Genomic DNA, 14,941 nt, shown 5'->3' on the forward strand with positions numbered 1-14,941 from the left:
GGCCGTAAACCTGTGAGGAATCGGTTTAATGACACAAACAATTATCGTCGCTGATGATCACCCGCTGTTTCGGGCTGCTCTGAAACAGGCGGTCAATCAAGCGGTACCTGATGCTGAAACCGTAGAGGTTGACAGCATCAAGGCACTTCAGGCGTCGGTAGATTCGCACCCGGATGCAGATCTGGTTCTGCTTGATCTCAATATGCCGGGTGCCCACGGGTTCTCAGGGCTTGTGTTCATGCGTGGACAGTATCCCGGATTGCCGGTGGTGGTTGTGTCAGGTTCGGAAGAGTTGCAAGTGATGCGGCGCTCGATTGACTATGGGGCGTCTGGCTTTATTCCAAAGTCGGCGCCACTGCCTACCATTACTGAAGCAATTTGCAGGATTCTTGAAGGCGATGTCTGGTTGCCTGAGGGTGTTGCAGACAAGCTTGAGCGGATGCATTCAGATACCACTGACTTCTCAGAGAAACTGGCATCACTGACCCCGCAGCAGTTCCGGGTGTTGGGTATGCTGGCGGAAGGGCTGTTGAACAAACAGATTGCCTATGATCTGGAGGTGTCCGAAGCTACCATCAAGGCGCATATAACGGCCGTGTTCCGGAAGCTTGGGGTTCGCAATCGCACGCAAGCGGTGATTGCGATACAGCAGATGGAGATTGATCCCTCTGATCAGTCGTTGTCCGGAAACTGAACCTCAGATTGCAGGTTTAAAAAACGGGAGCCCGCAGGGTCCCGTTTTTTTTATTCCAACTGCTCGTAAAAAATAGCTTACTTGCTCCCGGCGTAACCCAGCTCTTTGTCAACCAGGTTGAACAACTCTTCTCCTTTGTGCCAGCGATCAAAATTCTCGAGAAACTGATCCGTAAGGGCCCGCTTCCATCCGATAAAATCGCCGGCCATGTGCGCCGTCATGCTCACGTTTTCCATATCCCACAGAGGATGATCCTCGGGTAATGGCTCTTCCTCAAACACATCAAGCCCGGCGCCGGCAATTTCACCGCTCGACAGGGCGGCAATCAAATCATCCGTTTTAACAATCGGCCCGCGCCCGATATTGATCAGGCGCGCTGTGTTCTTCATGGCGTTGAACGCTTTTTCGTCAAACAGGCCTTCGGTTTGTGGTGTCAGCGGTGCTGCGATAACCACATAATCGGCATGCCCCAGTTGGTTATACAGATCGTCATTGCCGTGAACGGCAACAAAATCCGGGTCGTCTTTGCGGGCTGTTCTGGCAATACCGTGCGGCCTCAGGCCGGCCGCTGCAACGAGGCGTCCGATCTGACGACCGATGGAGCCTGCTCCAACCACCAGAACCTGCTTGCCCTCGGCTCTTTCTGTATCCCTGTGCTTCCACTGGTGCTTCATTTGCAAACGGATAGAGCCCGGGAAATCCTTGGCAAACATCAGAATGGTGCATAGCACGTACTCGGCGATCGTTCGGTCAAATATGCCTCTGGCGTTGGTGACCACCACCTTGCCTTTTGTGAGGGCAGGAAACATCAAAGCATCGACCCCGGCACTGGTGGCGTGTATCCATTTCAGCTTGTCTGCACAGCCCCATGCGGCCTCAAGAGCCTCGGTGCGAAAATCCGTCACCATCATTACGTCGGTACCCGGCAGAGTACTGCGCAGGGTTGCCTCGTCACTGGCGAAGCGTACTTCTGCGCGAGCTCTTAGTGAATCCATACCCGGTGGTTCCTGCTCTCCGGGTGCGGTGAGAACGGTTACCACAGGCTTGCTGCGTTGAGTCATTGAACCTCCGCCTGGTCAGATGGCTGATTGTCGTATGTGATTTTTCTGAGGCTTGTTATTCCCGCTGTCAGGCCCTCGATGCCCTCGACACAGTCTGGTGGGCAGATGCCATTGGGTCAACCTCGGCTTGGCTCTGTTGTTTCCGGGGCAAGCTGGCTGGCACGTACTAATACCTATGCATTGTTTGTTTGTTTTTGTCTTGTATGCCCTGACCTTACTGATTAACCTGCAGTGGTAGATGTTTTTGCCCCCGTTCCCGTTGCAGGAGGTTGCTATGGCAGACGCCGCCAACAGAGATACCGGCCAGGAAAGCCCAAAGAAAGTGAAGTACCGGAAAGGCAAGGCCAGTTGGAACCCTGCCATGCAGGCTGTTCCGGTGCCGGGCATTCGGCGTATGGTCAATATGGCAGCCACCATGAAGGATGTTATCCATCTTTCGATTGGTCAGCCGGATTTGCCAACACCCAAGCATATTATTGATGCTTATGTTGATGCCCTCCACGCAGGGCAGACCGGCTATACCATGGACGCCGGGCTTCCTGAATTGCTGGTAGCGCTAAGGGATTACTATGGTAAGCGCTACAACCGCAAGCTCACCCGAGACAACATTCTGATCACCAGCGGTGCCACGGAAGCCATGTATCTCGCAATTTCTGCTACAGCAGCGCCCGGGCGACAGTTCATCGTGACGGACCCCTCCTTCCTGCTGTATGCGCCTCTGATTCGTATGAACGGAGGTGAGGTCAAGTTTGTGCCGACTCACGCGGAGAACGATCACCAGCTCGATCCTGACGAGGTGATTCGTGCAATGGGGCCGCGCACTTTTGCCCTGATACTCAACAATCCGAATAACCCGACCGGAGCGGTATACCCCCGCAGTACCGTGGAAACCATTCTGGAAGAGTGCGCCTACCGGGGCATACAGGTTTATGCCGACGAGGTTTATGATCACCTGATTTTTGATGACGATGATTTTGCCAGTGTCCTGAACTGTTCCATGGACCTGGACAACATCATGTGCATCAGCAGTTTTTCGAAAACCTACAGCATGGCGGGGTTACGTATAGGCTGGGTTATTTCCAGCCAGGCGGCGATTAAATCTCTGCGGCGCTATCACATGTTCACGACTTCGGTTGCCAATACGCCTTCGCAGTTCGCTGGTGTGGCGGCGCTGACGGGTGATCAGCAATGTGTGAAGGACATGCTGGATATATACCGGGAACGCCGGGATAAAGTGGTTGAGTTGATAGATCAGACGCCCTACATGACGGGCTACAAGCCAGGTGGCGCTTTCTTTGCGTTCCCGGGTTTGCCGCCCCATGTGGATGGTTCGGACCTGGCGCTGCGCATGCTTAAGGAAACCGGGGTATGCATGGTGCCGGGAGATGCGTTTGGCGAGGCCTGTACCAACGCTGTGCGTATCAGTTTCTCGACAACCTGCGAGAACCTTGAAGCTGCGTTTGATCGAATCATTCCGTGGATGGCTAAACAACAGTTCTGAGGTACGCCTATGTCGGCTCTGGATTCTGTACTTATCCAGTGCCCCTACTGCTGGGAGACGCTGGATATCAGCGTCGACCCGTCTGTAGTGGAACAGGAATATGTTGAAGATTGCCAGGTATGCTGCCAGCCCATTCTATTGCGGGTTGTTTTCGATGATAATCTTACCCCTCACGTAGAAGCCCGGGCCGAGAACGAGTAAACGGCCTGCGCTGCCGCCGCGCAGATGGTCAAACCCATGGAGAGACAATGATGAATAAACTGCACCTGAGTGGCCTCTGGCGCATGGTGTTTCTGGTGCTTGCCTTGTCCAGCGGCTGTGCCAGCCTTTCCCCCTATTCAATCTCGGAAGGCGAACTGGAGCGTCACCTGCAGGACGCGGTTCGTGACTACGATCGCATGCAGCTGAAGAATGGCTCTCCACTAAGTCTGAGCCTTGATGGCGCCGACGTTACCTTGGGGCCGGATGGTCGGGATGTTGCGGTGATTGACTTGAAAGGACAGGTCGCGCTGAACGCATTTCTGGCCAAACTGCCGGTTGATATTGCTTTGAAGATTGAAGGCGCACCGGTCTACGACAGCAAGGAAAAGGCTATTTACATCCGCAGAATAAAACTGCTGGAAAGCAGTGTTGATGCGGGCTTCTTCAAGGGCGATCTGGCGCCAGTCACCGACAACGTTATGCGGGTTGTGGCCCAGATGCTTGAAACCATGCCGGTTTACCGTCTGGATGAAACCAGCGTTGCCCAGCGAATGTTCGGCATGGTGCCTATGGATGTGCGTGTAGCGCCAGGGCGTCTCGAATTTGTGATGGCTGATTAATAGGCGCTTATGAATGAGACAGAGCCAGAAAACTTTTTCTGGCTCTGTTGCTTTGGTCTCTCAATTATTCTGATTCCTCAGGCTGAAAGCCTTTGGCAGATCGCTTCGCCGATTTCCCTGGTTCCCCGCCGGGCACCGGCACTCTCTGCCAAGTCTGCTGCCACAGCGTCAAACAACTCCTTGCCAGCCGCAGCCATAACAGGATCCTTCCGGCCCAGCCACTCCAGCATGCGTGCGGTGGTAAACAACATGGCTGTCGGGTCCGCCAGGCCTTGGCCGGCAATGTCCGGAGCACTGCCGTGGGTGGGCTCGAACATGGAGGGCATTTCCGGATCTGTGGGGTTCAGGTTGCAGGATGGGGCAACGCCCATGCCACCCGACAACACGGCCGCAAGATCCGTAAGAATGTCGCCCTGCAGATTGCTGGCGACCACCACGTCAAAGGCCCATGGGCTTTGCACGAACTTCATACAGGCGGCGTCTACCAGCTCGTGGTGCGTGGCTACGTCCGGATACTCCTTGCTGATGTCCTCAAATGCCTCGGTGTACATGTCGCCCCAGTAGCGTAGGGCGTTGCGTTTGGTAATCAAGCATACCTGACTTTCGCAACTGCGCCCATCCCGACTGCCATCAGGAGTGCGGAAGCTTCTGGTGCGGCCCTCTTTAACGCGGTCTGCAGCCCTGGCACGAGCCTGTTCAAACCCATAGCGAATAATGCGGTTGGTCGCCTTGCGGGTAAACACTTCCATCTGGGTGGCAATCTCATCTTCGGTTCCCTTGCGCAGCCGGCCACCCTGGCTCACATACTCGCCCTCGGAGTTTTCCCGGATCACCAGCATATCGATGTCTTTTGCACGCTCATCGGCGAGATACTGGCGGGCACCGGGTAACAGGCGAGCAGGGCGTTCGCACACCCACTGGTCAAAGCCTTTGCGCATATCCAGCAAAGGCGCCAGAGAGACGCTGTCGGTTAATAGATAACGATTCGGGTCATCCAGAGGTCCCGGGTCACCCAGGGCGCCGAGTAATATGGCGTCATAGACCTTGAGCTGGGTCAGGGCGTCATCGGGCATGGACTCGCCATGCTCCTGATGCCAGGCATGTGAAGGCCAGGGGAAGCGCGTCCATTCAAGCGCCAGGCTGTGCTTTGCGCGCAAGGTTTCCAGGCAGCGTATGGCTTCCCCCACGACTTCCGGGCCAATGCCATCGCCCGGGGTTACTGCGATACGGGTAGTTTGGGCCATTATGGAGACTCCTTTAATTGAAAGGCTTGAACGAGTGCTAAAGCCCAGTGTAGTTGCGTGACTAGCGGATGCCAGCGTTTGACAGACTTTTACTGTAAGTCGTTTTACCAGCAAGTTTTTCGCGGCTATAGTGGCGGCCAGATACTTTTTTACTGATCCGGCGGATTTTCCCGGCTCAAAACATCGGAGTCAGTGTGAAAAAGCCAGAAATCCTCTTTGATGAGTCCCACTGTGATCAATGCGCCTGCGGGGAAGGCTTGGACTTTTCTTTTACCTTCGCATTTCAGCCTATCGTCGACGTTGCCAATAAAACGGTATATGCCTACGAGGCTTTGATAAGGGGCCCCGAAGGCGAGGGTGCTCTGAGTATTCTTGGTAAGGTAAACAAAAAGAACCGTTACTCATTTGACCAGATTTGCCGGGTCAAGGCTGTTAAGCTGGCGTCCAGGTTAGGTATGAAAAGCCGGCTCAGCATCAATTTCATGCCCAACGCTGTCTACAAGGCAGAGTACTGTATCCGGACGACGCTGGCGGCGGCCAAAACTTACAATTTTGATACCAGAAAGATTATCTTTGAGCTGACGGAGAGTGAGGATCTGACGTCGGTTGAGCACCTTGTTTCGATTATCGAAGCCTGTCAGGAAATGGGATTCAGCACCGCGATCGACGATTTTGGCGCGGGCTACTCCCGTTACAATATTATGATGGCTAGTCCGCCTGACCTGCTTAAACTGGATATGGCGATCGTGCGTAATATACATCAGGAGCCAAACAAACAGGCTGTGGTCGCTGGGATTATCACCATGATGGCGCAGTTAGGCGGTAAGATCGTGGCAGAGGGCGTGGAAACAGCTGAGGAGTATTTCTGGTTACGTTCCCAGGGTATTACTCTCTACCAAGGTTATCTGTTTGCGAGGCCCGGTTTCGAGTGTTTGCCAGAGCCGCATTTTCCGGCCTGACGTTTGCCCTAACTTACAGGAAGCCTGATCGTGCTTTATCGCCTTCTTACTATTATTGGTGGCCTTGTGTTCGTGGCAGCGCTCTTTGCGCTGTTGTGGTTCTTCTGCAAGAAGTTCCTGGAGCATCACGGGGTTACTGACAGTGCTACTGTCAGTGTTTCAGACCGCGCCACCACGCTTGCGACCTGGACCTTTGCCGGCATCAGTGTCGGGTTGGTGTTTGCAGTGGTCGGGGCGTTTCTTCTTGGGCCTTGGGCGTTTTATCGCACACTGCGCGGCCATGGGGTCGCTATTTCGGATGGCGCAGCCATCTGGTGGGGATTTGGTATTGTGACTGCCTCGCTCGGTATAACGGCGATCGGATTTTTTGGTTTCCTTGCTGTTGTGGGCGCTTACTGAATCGCTTTAAGCTGTTCCCGGAACCAGATTAGCGCAGGTTCCTGACCATAAGCCTTGTGCCAATATAGATGCGCATCGAGTGAGGGCAGGTCTGCTGGCGGGTTCATTATGGTAATGTTGGCTCGCTCTGCAATAATTCTGGCGTAAGTTTCCGGCATGGTCAGCAAAAGATCGGTTGCTTCCACGACCCGACAGGCCGCGTAGTAATGCTGGCAGCGCAGGCGGATGCTGCGCTGAACCCCGAGCCTCGACAGTTCAAAATCCTCAATCCCGGGCCCTTCCGTACGTGACGAAACCAGCACATGACGCGCTGAAAGATATCCATCCATGTCCAATGCCTTTGATGCCAGCGGGTGCCCTTTCTGTGCCAGAACCACAAGCCTGTCCTGCCTTAGAAGCTCATGTGACGTTTGACTGCTGACCGGCAGCAGAACGTCAACGGCAAAGTCCAGTTTGCCAGCGGCGAGTTGTGTTTCCATATCCCGACGAGGAATGCGTTTGCTGGCAATCTCCAGTTCCGGATAAGGATCCAGCCGTTGCATGAACTGCGGTAGAAAAGTCGATTCCAGAACGTCCCTCAGACCCAGTGAATAGGTTTTGCGCTGATTCGCCGGATCAAATGCATGAAACTGATTCACCGCTCCCTGGATCTGGGTAAGCCCGGGTTTCATGGATTCGAGGAAGCGGCGGGCCAGAGGTGTTGGTACCATCTGATTGCCCTGCCGGGTGAACAGCGGATCATCGAAATGATCCCGCAGGCGCGACAGGGAATGGCTTACCGCCGGCTGGGTCAGGTGCAAAGCCTTTGCTGCGCGGGTGAGGCTTCCTTCCCGATATATAGTGTCAAAAACATGCAGAAGGTTGAGGTCAAGGCGAGTCCCGGCCATGTTCAGTGTGCTCTTTGTTAATAAACAGAGTTAATAGTAAACGATAAGAATAATTCAGTCGTGTAATAGTTGGTGCAACCGTAGACTGCTCTCATCGTGCTTTTTGTTCATCGCACTCTTTTTTCGGTATTCAATTTTCGTGAGGGTTCAGCAATGGATTTCAGTATCTCCGAGAAAGGTCAGGATTATCTCACGCGTGTAAAAGCGTTTATGGCGGAAGAGATTTTCCCGGTTGAAGCTCAATACCACAAAGAGCTGGCGTCTCTTGAAAATCGCTGGGTTGTGCTGCCAATCATCAAGGAGTTGAAAGAAAAGGCCAAAGCTCAAGGGCTCTGGAACATGTTCTTCCCGGATGAGAAATACGGTTGTGGCCTACTTAACTCCGATTACGCTCTGATTGCTGAAGAGACGGGCCGCAGTTTTATTGCGCCTGAGATTTTTAACTGCAATGCGCCGGATACCGGCAATATGGAAGTGCTGATTCACTACGGTTCTGAAGAACAGAAGGCCGAATGGTTACCGCGTTTGCTCAGCGGCGAAATCCGTTCGGCATTCTGTATGACTGAACCGGCGGTAGCCTCTTCCGATGCAACCACCATGGAAGCAACGGCGGTGGTTGAAGGTGACGAAGTGGTGTTGAATGGCCGTAAGTGGTGGAGCACCGGCATTGGTCATCCTGAATGCAAGGTCGCCATCTTTATGGGGCTTTCGGCCCCGGATGCCCATAAGCATCGCCGCCACTCCATGGTTCTGGTTCCGCTTGATGCGCCGGGTGTGAAAATTGAACGTATGCTTCCGGTGTTTGGCGAGTACGACGAGCCTTACGGGCATGGCCAGGTGCTGTTTGAAAATGTGCGCTTGCCCAAGAGTGCGTTTATTACAGGCCCCGGGCGTGGCTTTGAAATTGCCCAGGGTCGTCTTGGGCCTGGCCGTGTGCACCACTGTATGCGTGCTATCGGCGCAGCTGAGCGTACGCTTGAACTTCTGGTGAAGCGGGCGATGAGTCGTGAGGCGTTTGGTCGCCCGTTGGCCAAGCTGGGCGGTAATCCGGATATTATTGCCAATGCCCGCATGTCGATTGAACAGGCGCGTCTGCTAACTCTGAAATGTGCCTGGGCGCTGGATACCAAGGGGATTGCGGGCGCCATTCAGGAAGTCGCTATGATCAAGGCGGTTGTTCCTTCAATGTTGCAAACCATTGTGGATCAGGCGATCCAGATTCACGGCGGCGCTGGTGTGAGCGATGACGATTTCCCGCTCACCCAGTTGTTTGCTTACGCGCGGGTATTGCGGTTGGCAGATGGCCCGGATGAGGTGCATCGTGCCACGGTTGCTCGCCTTGAGCTGCGCAAGTATAAAAGCTGATAGCTTGGCGTCGGAGTGGGCGGGGCTGGCTTTCTGAAACACGCTGTGAATACATCCATGTACGCTTGGCTCCGCCATCCATGGCTCCGCACAGTTTCAGAAAGCCAGCCCCGCCCACTCTTGTCTGGCTCTGAGTTAAGCTAACTAAAATCCAATAAAACGGACATCACTATGACACAAAGAGTATTCGTGACAGGCGGCGCAAGCGGCCTTGGCAGGGCCATTGCCCTGCGTTATGCCAGAGAAGGCGCCAAGGTCTGTATCGGTGACATTAATTCCGAGCAGGGTGTTGGTGTTGAGCAGGAAATCAACAATGCCGGTGGCGAAGGCTACTTTGTAGAGTGCGATGTCCGGCGGCTGACGGATCTGGAAAAAATCTGTGCGGACCTCACTGAGAAGTGGGGCGGCGTGGATGTGGTGGTGAATAATGCCGGCGTGGCGTCTGCCGGGTCGATTGAAAATACCACCATGGCTGATTGGGAATGGATTCTGGATATCAACGTGCTGGGCGTGGTGCGAGGCTGTAAGGCGTTTACGCCGCAGTTCAAGAAGCAGGGCTCCGGTACGTTTGTGAACATTGCCTCCATGGCGGGCCTGATGTTGGCGCCGTTGATGGACAGCTACAATGTATCGAAGGCCGGTGTTATTGCATTGTCGGAAACGTTAAGCCAGGAGTTGCGGAGTGACGGCATTCACGTCAGCTGCGTTTGCCCGGCGTTTTTCCAGACCAACCTGACCAGCAGCATGCGTTCGGATATTCCCGGTATTCAGCAGAATGTGAACAAACTGATGAAGCGCTCCACTATTTCTGCCGATCACGTGGCAGAAGATACAGTGCGCTCGGTCAAGAACAAGGATTTCTGGGTCTTGCCCCACGCCAAAGAGCGCCGCCTTTGGATGTTCAAGCGCTACGCGCCCTGGGCGTTCGACAAGCTCATGTATGAAGAGAGCAAGCGCTGGATGAAGAAGATGGGCGGCAAGGCCAAAGCCTGAGCAGCACACGAGAATATAAGGAGAGCCATGAATGACCCGGATTGATCAAGCGGAGGACATCCGCGAAGGTGAGGAGCTGGATCTTTCGGCCGTAAACCGGTTTATGAAAGCTGCTATCCCGGATCTCACGGGCGAGCCGGTTATCCGTCAGTACCCGGGCGGTGCTTCCAATCTGACGTATCAGGTGGACTACGGTGACCGTTCGTTCGTTTTGCGCCGCCCACCTTTTGGCAAGATTGCAAAGTCTGCCCACGACATGCTGCGTGAAGCGAAGGTGATGCGGGCGCTGAAGCCCGTCTACCCTTATGTGCCCGATGTCATCGCCATTTGCGACGATCACGACGTGTTGGGGTGCGATTTTTACGTGATGGAGCGCATGAAAGGTATCATCCTGCGCCAGGATTTCCCCAAAGATCTGCAATTGAATGAAACCGATACACGCAAGCTGTGTCTGAGCGTGATTGACAAGATGGTGGATTTGCACCGCGTTGATGCCAAGGCTGCGGGACTGGATTCTCTGGGCAAGGGTGAGGGGTATGTTCAGCGCCAGATCGGTGGCTGGAGTGATCGTTTCCGTAAAGCCCGCACAGACGATGTCGGCGATTTTGAGGCGGTAATGTCCTGGCTGAATGACAAGATGCCGAATGACATTGCCCAGGTTGTTATTCACAACGACTTCCGTTTTGACAACGTGGTGCTGAACCCGGACAACCCCTTTGAGGTAATCGGGGTGCTGGATTGGGAAATGGCAACGATTGGCGACCCACTGATGGATCTCGGCAATACGCTTGCCTACTGGATTGAGGCGGACGACGAAGGCCCGTTCCAGATGCTGCGCCGCCAGCCTACGCACCGTCCCGGCATGCTCACACGCAAGGAAGTGGTGACGTACTATATGGAGAAGTCCGGTTTTCGGACGGATAACTTCGATTTCTATGAGATTTACGGGCTGTTCCGGTTGGCGGTGATTGTTCAGCAGATCTATTACCGGTTCTACCACGGCCAAACCAGCGACAAGCGTTTTGCCGGGTTTGGCCATGCAGCCAACTATCTTGAGAAGCGCTGCCAGCGACTGATTTCAGAGAGCTCCCTGTAATGGCTACGGTGTACCTTTTGCGCCACGGCCAGGCCAGTTTTGGCAAGGAAAACTACGATCAGCTTTCGCCCAGAGGTTGGGAGCAAGGCAGGGTTCTGGGCCGCTGGATGGTCGGCAAGATAGCGCCAGCTGCGATTCTTGGCGGCGACTTGCAACGCCATCGGGAGACCGTTGAAGCCATCGCCACCGGGTACGGTGCGCAGTTGCCGGGTATGCAGGTGGCGACCGGCTTTAACGAGTTCGATCACGTCTCTGTTGTTAACCGCTACCGGCCCGAATGGAGTGATCGGCAGGTTATGGCAAGAGATCTTGCTGCTTTCCCGAAACCCGCAGCAGCCTTTCAGCAGACTTTTGTGAAGGCGTTGCGCAGGTGGGTGTCCGGAGATTATGACGCGGAGTACGACGAGACCTGGACGGATTTCAAAAACCGGGTGCTTGCAGCCTTTGATGAAATGATTGAGGTCGCAGACGGTGGGGATGTCCTGGTGTCCACATCAGGAGGCCCTATTGCGGTGGTATGCCAGCACCTTCTGGGCCTGGAAGACGAAAGAGCATTGGCGCTAAATGAGGTGATCGCCAATACCAGCGTTACCCGGGTTCTCTATTCGGCTGGTCGCCGAAGCCTGGCTGTTTTCAATAATTACAGCCACCTGGAAGCGGAAGACCCCGCCCTGGTGACGTTCCGATAACACATTGAGGTGAACGAATGAGCAAGAAAGACCTGTTTGATCTGACCGGCAAAATCGCTCTGATTACTGGTGCCAGCCGTGGTATTGGCGAAAGCATTGCCCGCACTCTCGCGGACTATGGCGCTCACGTGATTGTTACCAGCCGCAAGATTGACGGTTGTGAAGCCGTAGCCAGCAGCATCCGCGAGGCCGGCGGCAGTGCCGAAGCCTACGCCTGCCACATCGGCGAAATGGATCAGATCGAAGCCGTCTGGGCCCATATCGAAAAAGAATACGGCAAGCTGGATATTCTGGTAAACAACGCCGCAGCCAACCCGTATTTTGGCCCGGTTGAAGACACAGATCCGGGTGCTTTCCACAAAACAGTCGACGTCAACATTCGCGGTTACTTCTTCATGTGCGCCCGTGGCGCGCAGCTGATGAAGAAAAACGGCGGTGGTTCGATTGTTAACGTGGCGTCTGTAAACGGTGTGAATCCGGGCCATTACCAGGGAATTTACTCTGTGACCAAAGCTGCTGTTATCTCCATGACCAAATCCTTCGCCATGGAACTGGGCCAGCAGAATATTCGCGTGAACGCTCTGTTACCGGGGCTGACGGATACCAAATTTGCCAGCGCTTTGACCTCTAATGAAGCCATTAAGAAGCAGGCTATGGCACACATTCCCATGAAGCGGGTTGCCGATCCCGGCGAGATGGCGGGCACTGTGCTGTATCTGGCGTCGGGTGCGTCCAGTTACACTACGGGTGCCTGTATCAATGCAGACGGTGGCTATCTAACGATCTGACTGCTTGAAAGCCCGAGATGCGACTTCGGAGCCCGGTTTACAAGTGAGAGCTTTGAAGTCGCCGCTCAATTCCGATATGCAGTGAGTCAGGTGGTCGAGATGAGAGGGTTGGCTCGCCAGTAACAGATCCTGAATCAGCGAAGCCATGGCCGTAGTGCTTCTGCTCATCATCTCAGCGTAGGCATCGCCCCGAGCTGCTTCCGGGTTGCTGATCAGCTCAGTGATTGCCTCTTCGAAACCAGGTTCATTGCGGCTTTCGAGGTCGCCTAACAGGGCGCTTTGCCAGTTTCTTCGCCCGCCCTGCACGTACTTTAAATGAGTGCCCGCATTGATCCATAGGGTGCCTGGCTCGGTAAAAAAGCTTATCGAAAAATATTGCATGCTCATTATCATGTCTTGCATGAGTACCAATAGTTTACGACATCTCGGGGTTTTCAGATGTGGCGATCCGAAGACCTTTATTCCTGCGAGGAGACCTCATGAGCCGAATTAAACCCGCCCGCCAGCGCCAGCTTGTGTTCGGATTTTACATGTCCGGAATCATGTCGCTGCTGATGTCCGGGGTAATCACCTCTATTAATACTGGCATAGACAGCGAGTTTGTTTATCGCTGGATGCCCGCCTTTGTGGTTGCGTGGGCTGTGGCCTTTCCGCTGGTGACCTTTATAGCGCCGATTGCGGTGAAACTGACCGAAATGACCTTGGCGCGGCCCGGCAAAGAAAATAAGCGTACACCTGTAAACTGAAATTATGGCTTTGGCCGGCAGCGTTATGCTGGTGGGATGCCCACCTTTTGCCCGGAGCTGAGCGTCAAAACCCCGGACTTCCGGGGCCTTTTTATTGAACGGAAGTACGCGGTTGACCTGAATTTACACGAGAAAGGGCCGTGCCAGTCGGCGGACGGAAATGCAGAGAATACAAAATCCGGTCCAGCACAGCCTGACCATTCCAGGCAGGATCGTTATTCACCATTCCTACTACAGCCCAGGTCGTGTTGTTCTCATCCCGAGTGAAACCAGCAATAGACCGCACGTTTTCCAGGTAACCGGTTTTAATGCGGCCTTCGCCATCCATGCCAGTGTTGCGCAAACGGCGTGCCATGGTTCCGTCCATCGCGATAATCGGCATGGAGGCCATGAGATCTGAAGCGTAGGGACTGTTCCAGGCGTGTTGCAGAATTTTCGTGCCTTGCCGGGCAGTGATTTTGCCATGGCGGGTCAGGCCAGCACCGTTATCAATGACCATTCCAGCGGTATCGACACCTTTGCGCTCCAGCCAGTCGTATATAACGCGTATGCCAGCGACCCGGTCATCGTCTTCGTTATCCAGCCGGTTTTGCGCGCCAATGGTCAGCAACAGCTGCCGTGCCATTACGTTGCTGCTCCACTTATTGATGTCTCGCACCATGGTCACCAGATCTGGTGAAGTGGTTTTCATAACCAGCCGCGCCGTTTCCGGCGTAAATCCGTTCAGGTTTCCGCCGGATACGATTATGCCCATCTCTCCAAGCAGGGAGCGGATCATGGAGGCACTGTATTGCTCGTGGGGCAACAGGGATAGGTAGGTCGTGGTGCGACACCCTTGCGGCAGTTCCCCTGTTACGCGCACGGTGACTCTTCCGCTTTCCTGGAATACCGGCTCCCAGTCAAAACTGCGGCGCGACGGGCAGGGGCCGTCGGCCACTGCGGTTACCCGGTTGTCGATAACGATCTCGCCAAGGGCCGGCGTGCTCCATGCCTGAGTGCCGCGTTCGTCGGCACGTACCTGGAAGTGCATGAGATTGAGGTTGGTCAGGTAGGCAGATGGTTCAACCAGGAACGGCGCATGTGGGTTGTCGCCATTGTCTTCAAACGCTGGAAAACCGCCATCGATTTCAAAATAGTTGCCATCCAGCACCAGGTTGCCATCGATGCGGGTAATCCCCATATCCCGGAGTTCCCGCAGGGTTGTCCAGAGCCGTTCGTAGGTGAGTTTCGGGTCGCCACCGAAGCGCACGTAAAGATCCCCTTTGAGGGTGTCGCCAATCATTTGCCCGTCTGTCAGAAAATCCGTATCCCAATGGTGGGTGGGGCCAAGAATTTCCAGAGCGGCGTAGGTGGTGATCACCTTCATGATGGAGCCGGGGCTCATGGGTACATCGGCATTGATGTTCTGATCAAGCCCCGGGCCGTTCAGCGGCACAGCAGCCATGCTCAGCGCTTCTTCGCTTTTAAGGGATTCTATCGCGTAGTCCCGCATCTGGCTGGCCCAGAGGCGGTTGCTGCTGTAACCCGCGCCGTCGCCGTCCGCAGCCTGTACCGATGGCAGATTTGCCAGAGCAGGAGCCATGGCAAGCGCAACGGCAAAAGCCAACGCTGGATGCCTGCGACGGAGGCTTACTCTTTCTGCGCGATTTGAATGCGGCATACCGTAATCACCATGGTGGCTGCTTGATGAGCTATTAA

The 14,941-nt window shown here is 54.6% G+C and carries 17 protein-coding genes; 12 read left to right on the top strand and 5 right to left on the bottom strand.

The features are described from left to right. The first annotated feature begins 28 nt into the window (after positions 1–28). A complete protein-coding gene (locus ACN0V1_RS15675; RefSeq protein WP_417545884.1) occupies positions 29–694 on the top strand; it encodes a LuxR C-terminal-related transcriptional regulator in 666 nt (221 codons plus the stop codon). 77 nt (positions 695–771) lie between these two features. On the opposite strand, the gene ACN0V1_RS15680 is transcribed toward ACN0V1_RS15675, so the two are convergent. Beyond that, positions 772–1,755: a D-2-hydroxyacid dehydrogenase gene (locus tag ACN0V1_RS15680; RefSeq protein ID WP_417545885.1), complete on the bottom strand. Its 984-nt coding sequence runs from the start codon at positions 1,753–1,755 to the stop codon at positions 772–774. A gap of 274 nt (positions 1,756–2,029) precedes the next feature. On the opposite strand from ACN0V1_RS15680, the gene ACN0V1_RS15685 reads away from it, so the two are divergent. From ACN0V1_RS15685 to ACN0V1_RS15695, 3 genes are read left to right on the top strand one after another with little or no spacing between them, the layout of a single operon-like run. Next, positions 2,030–3,256, top strand: a complete 1,227-nt coding sequence (locus tag ACN0V1_RS15685) for a pyridoxal phosphate-dependent aminotransferase (RefSeq protein WP_417545886.1) — start codon at positions 2,030–2,032, stop codon at positions 3,254–3,256. A 9-nt stretch (positions 3,257–3,265) separates the two neighbouring features. Beyond that, positions 3,266–3,457 (top strand): CPXCG motif-containing cysteine-rich protein, encoded by a 192-nt coding sequence (locus ACN0V1_RS15690; protein WP_291947540.1) that lies wholly within the window; start codon positions 3,266–3,268, stop codon positions 3,455–3,457. Positions 3,458–3,507: 50 nt separating this feature from the next. Beyond that, positions 3,508–4,077, top strand: coding sequence for a DUF1439 domain-containing protein (locus ACN0V1_RS15695; protein WP_417545937.1), 570 nt, complete (start codon positions 3,508–3,510; stop codon positions 4,075–4,077). 77 nt (positions 4,078–4,154) lie between these two features. On the opposite strand, the gene ACN0V1_RS15700 is transcribed toward ACN0V1_RS15695, so the two are convergent. Further along, a complete protein-coding gene (locus ACN0V1_RS15700; RefSeq protein ID WP_417545887.1) occupies positions 4,155–5,321 on the bottom strand; it encodes an isocitrate/isopropylmalate dehydrogenase family protein in 1,167 nt (388 codons plus the stop codon). Positions 5,322–5,515: 194 nt separating this feature from the next. Here ACN0V1_RS15700 and ACN0V1_RS15705 point away from each other — a divergent pair, with 194 nt between their 5' ends. Next, on the top strand, positions 5,516–6,280 hold the full coding sequence (locus ACN0V1_RS15705; protein ID WP_417545888.1) for an EAL domain-containing protein: 765 nt from the start codon (positions 5,516–5,518) through the stop codon (positions 6,278–6,280). A gap of 30 nt (positions 6,281–6,310) precedes the next feature. After that, complete coding sequence (locus ACN0V1_RS15710; RefSeq protein WP_417545889.1) at positions 6,311–6,679, top strand: hypothetical protein; 369 nt, start codon at positions 6,311–6,313, stop codon at positions 6,677–6,679. On the opposite strand, the gene ACN0V1_RS15715 is transcribed toward ACN0V1_RS15710, so the two are convergent. Continuing rightward, a complete protein-coding gene (locus ACN0V1_RS15715) occupies positions 6,673–7,566 on the bottom strand; it encodes a LysR family transcriptional regulator (RefSeq protein WP_417545890.1) in 894 nt (297 codons plus the stop codon). The genes ACN0V1_RS15710 and ACN0V1_RS15715 overlap by 7 nt on opposite strands. A 153-nt stretch (positions 7,567–7,719) precedes the next feature. On the opposite strand from ACN0V1_RS15715, the gene ACN0V1_RS15720 reads away from it, so the two are divergent. The 5 genes from ACN0V1_RS15720 (at position 7,720) to ACN0V1_RS15740 (ending at position 12,497) form a co-directional block, all read left to right on the top strand. Further along, the gene (locus ACN0V1_RS15720) at positions 7,720–8,931 is read left to right on the top strand and encodes an acyl-CoA dehydrogenase family protein (protein WP_417545891.1); all 1,212 of its coding nucleotides are present in this window, start codon (positions 7,720–7,722) and stop codon (positions 8,929–8,931) included. A gap of 171 nt (positions 8,932–9,102) precedes the next feature. Further along, positions 9,103–9,924 (top strand): SDR family oxidoreductase, encoded by an 822-nt coding sequence (locus tag ACN0V1_RS15725; protein ID WP_417545892.1) that lies wholly within the window; start codon positions 9,103–9,105, stop codon positions 9,922–9,924. Between the two features lie 31 nt (positions 9,925–9,955). Continuing rightward, positions 9,956–11,020: a phosphotransferase family protein gene (locus ACN0V1_RS15730; RefSeq protein WP_417545893.1), complete on the top strand. Its 1,065-nt coding sequence runs from the start codon at positions 9,956–9,958 to the stop codon at positions 11,018–11,020. Beyond that, entirely contained in the window at positions 11,020–11,709 is a 690-nt protein-coding gene (locus tag ACN0V1_RS15735) for a histidine phosphatase family protein (protein ID WP_417545894.1), read from the top strand. The genes ACN0V1_RS15730 and ACN0V1_RS15735 overlap by 1 nt, the downstream gene beginning before the upstream one ends. Positions 11,710–11,726: 17 nt before the next feature. Continuing rightward, on the top strand, positions 11,727–12,497 hold the full coding sequence (locus tag ACN0V1_RS15740; RefSeq protein WP_417545895.1) for an SDR family oxidoreductase: 771 nt from the start codon (positions 11,727–11,729) through the stop codon (positions 12,495–12,497). Here the strand turns inward: ACN0V1_RS15740 and ACN0V1_RS15745 are convergent. After that, complete coding sequence (locus ACN0V1_RS15745) at positions 12,486–12,884, bottom strand: hypothetical protein (protein WP_417545896.1); 399 nt, start codon at positions 12,882–12,884, stop codon at positions 12,486–12,488. The two genes, ACN0V1_RS15740 and ACN0V1_RS15745, sit on opposite strands and share 12 nt — an antisense overlap. 92 nt (positions 12,885–12,976) lie before the next feature. On the opposite strand from ACN0V1_RS15745, the gene ACN0V1_RS15750 reads away from it, so the two are divergent. Next, positions 12,977–13,243 carry a DUF2798 domain-containing protein gene (locus ACN0V1_RS15750; protein WP_417545897.1) on the top strand — a complete coding sequence of 89 codons (267 nt, stop codon included), beginning with the start codon at positions 12,977–12,979 and terminating at the stop codon, positions 13,241–13,243. Between the two features lie 91 nt (positions 13,244–13,334). Here the strand turns inward: ACN0V1_RS15750 and dacB are convergent, their stop codons facing one another. Next, positions 13,335–14,825, bottom strand: a complete 1,491-nt coding sequence (dacB, locus tag ACN0V1_RS15755) for a D-alanyl-D-alanine carboxypeptidase/D-alanyl-D-alanine-endopeptidase (protein WP_417545938.1) — start codon at positions 14,823–14,825, stop codon at positions 13,335–13,337. Between the last annotated feature and the right edge of the window lie 116 nt (positions 14,826–14,941).

The sequence above is a fragment of the Marinobacter sp. genome (assembly GCF_048266785.1).
Classification (GTDB): domain Bacteria; phylum Pseudomonadota; class Gammaproteobacteria; order Pseudomonadales; family Oleiphilaceae; genus Marinobacter.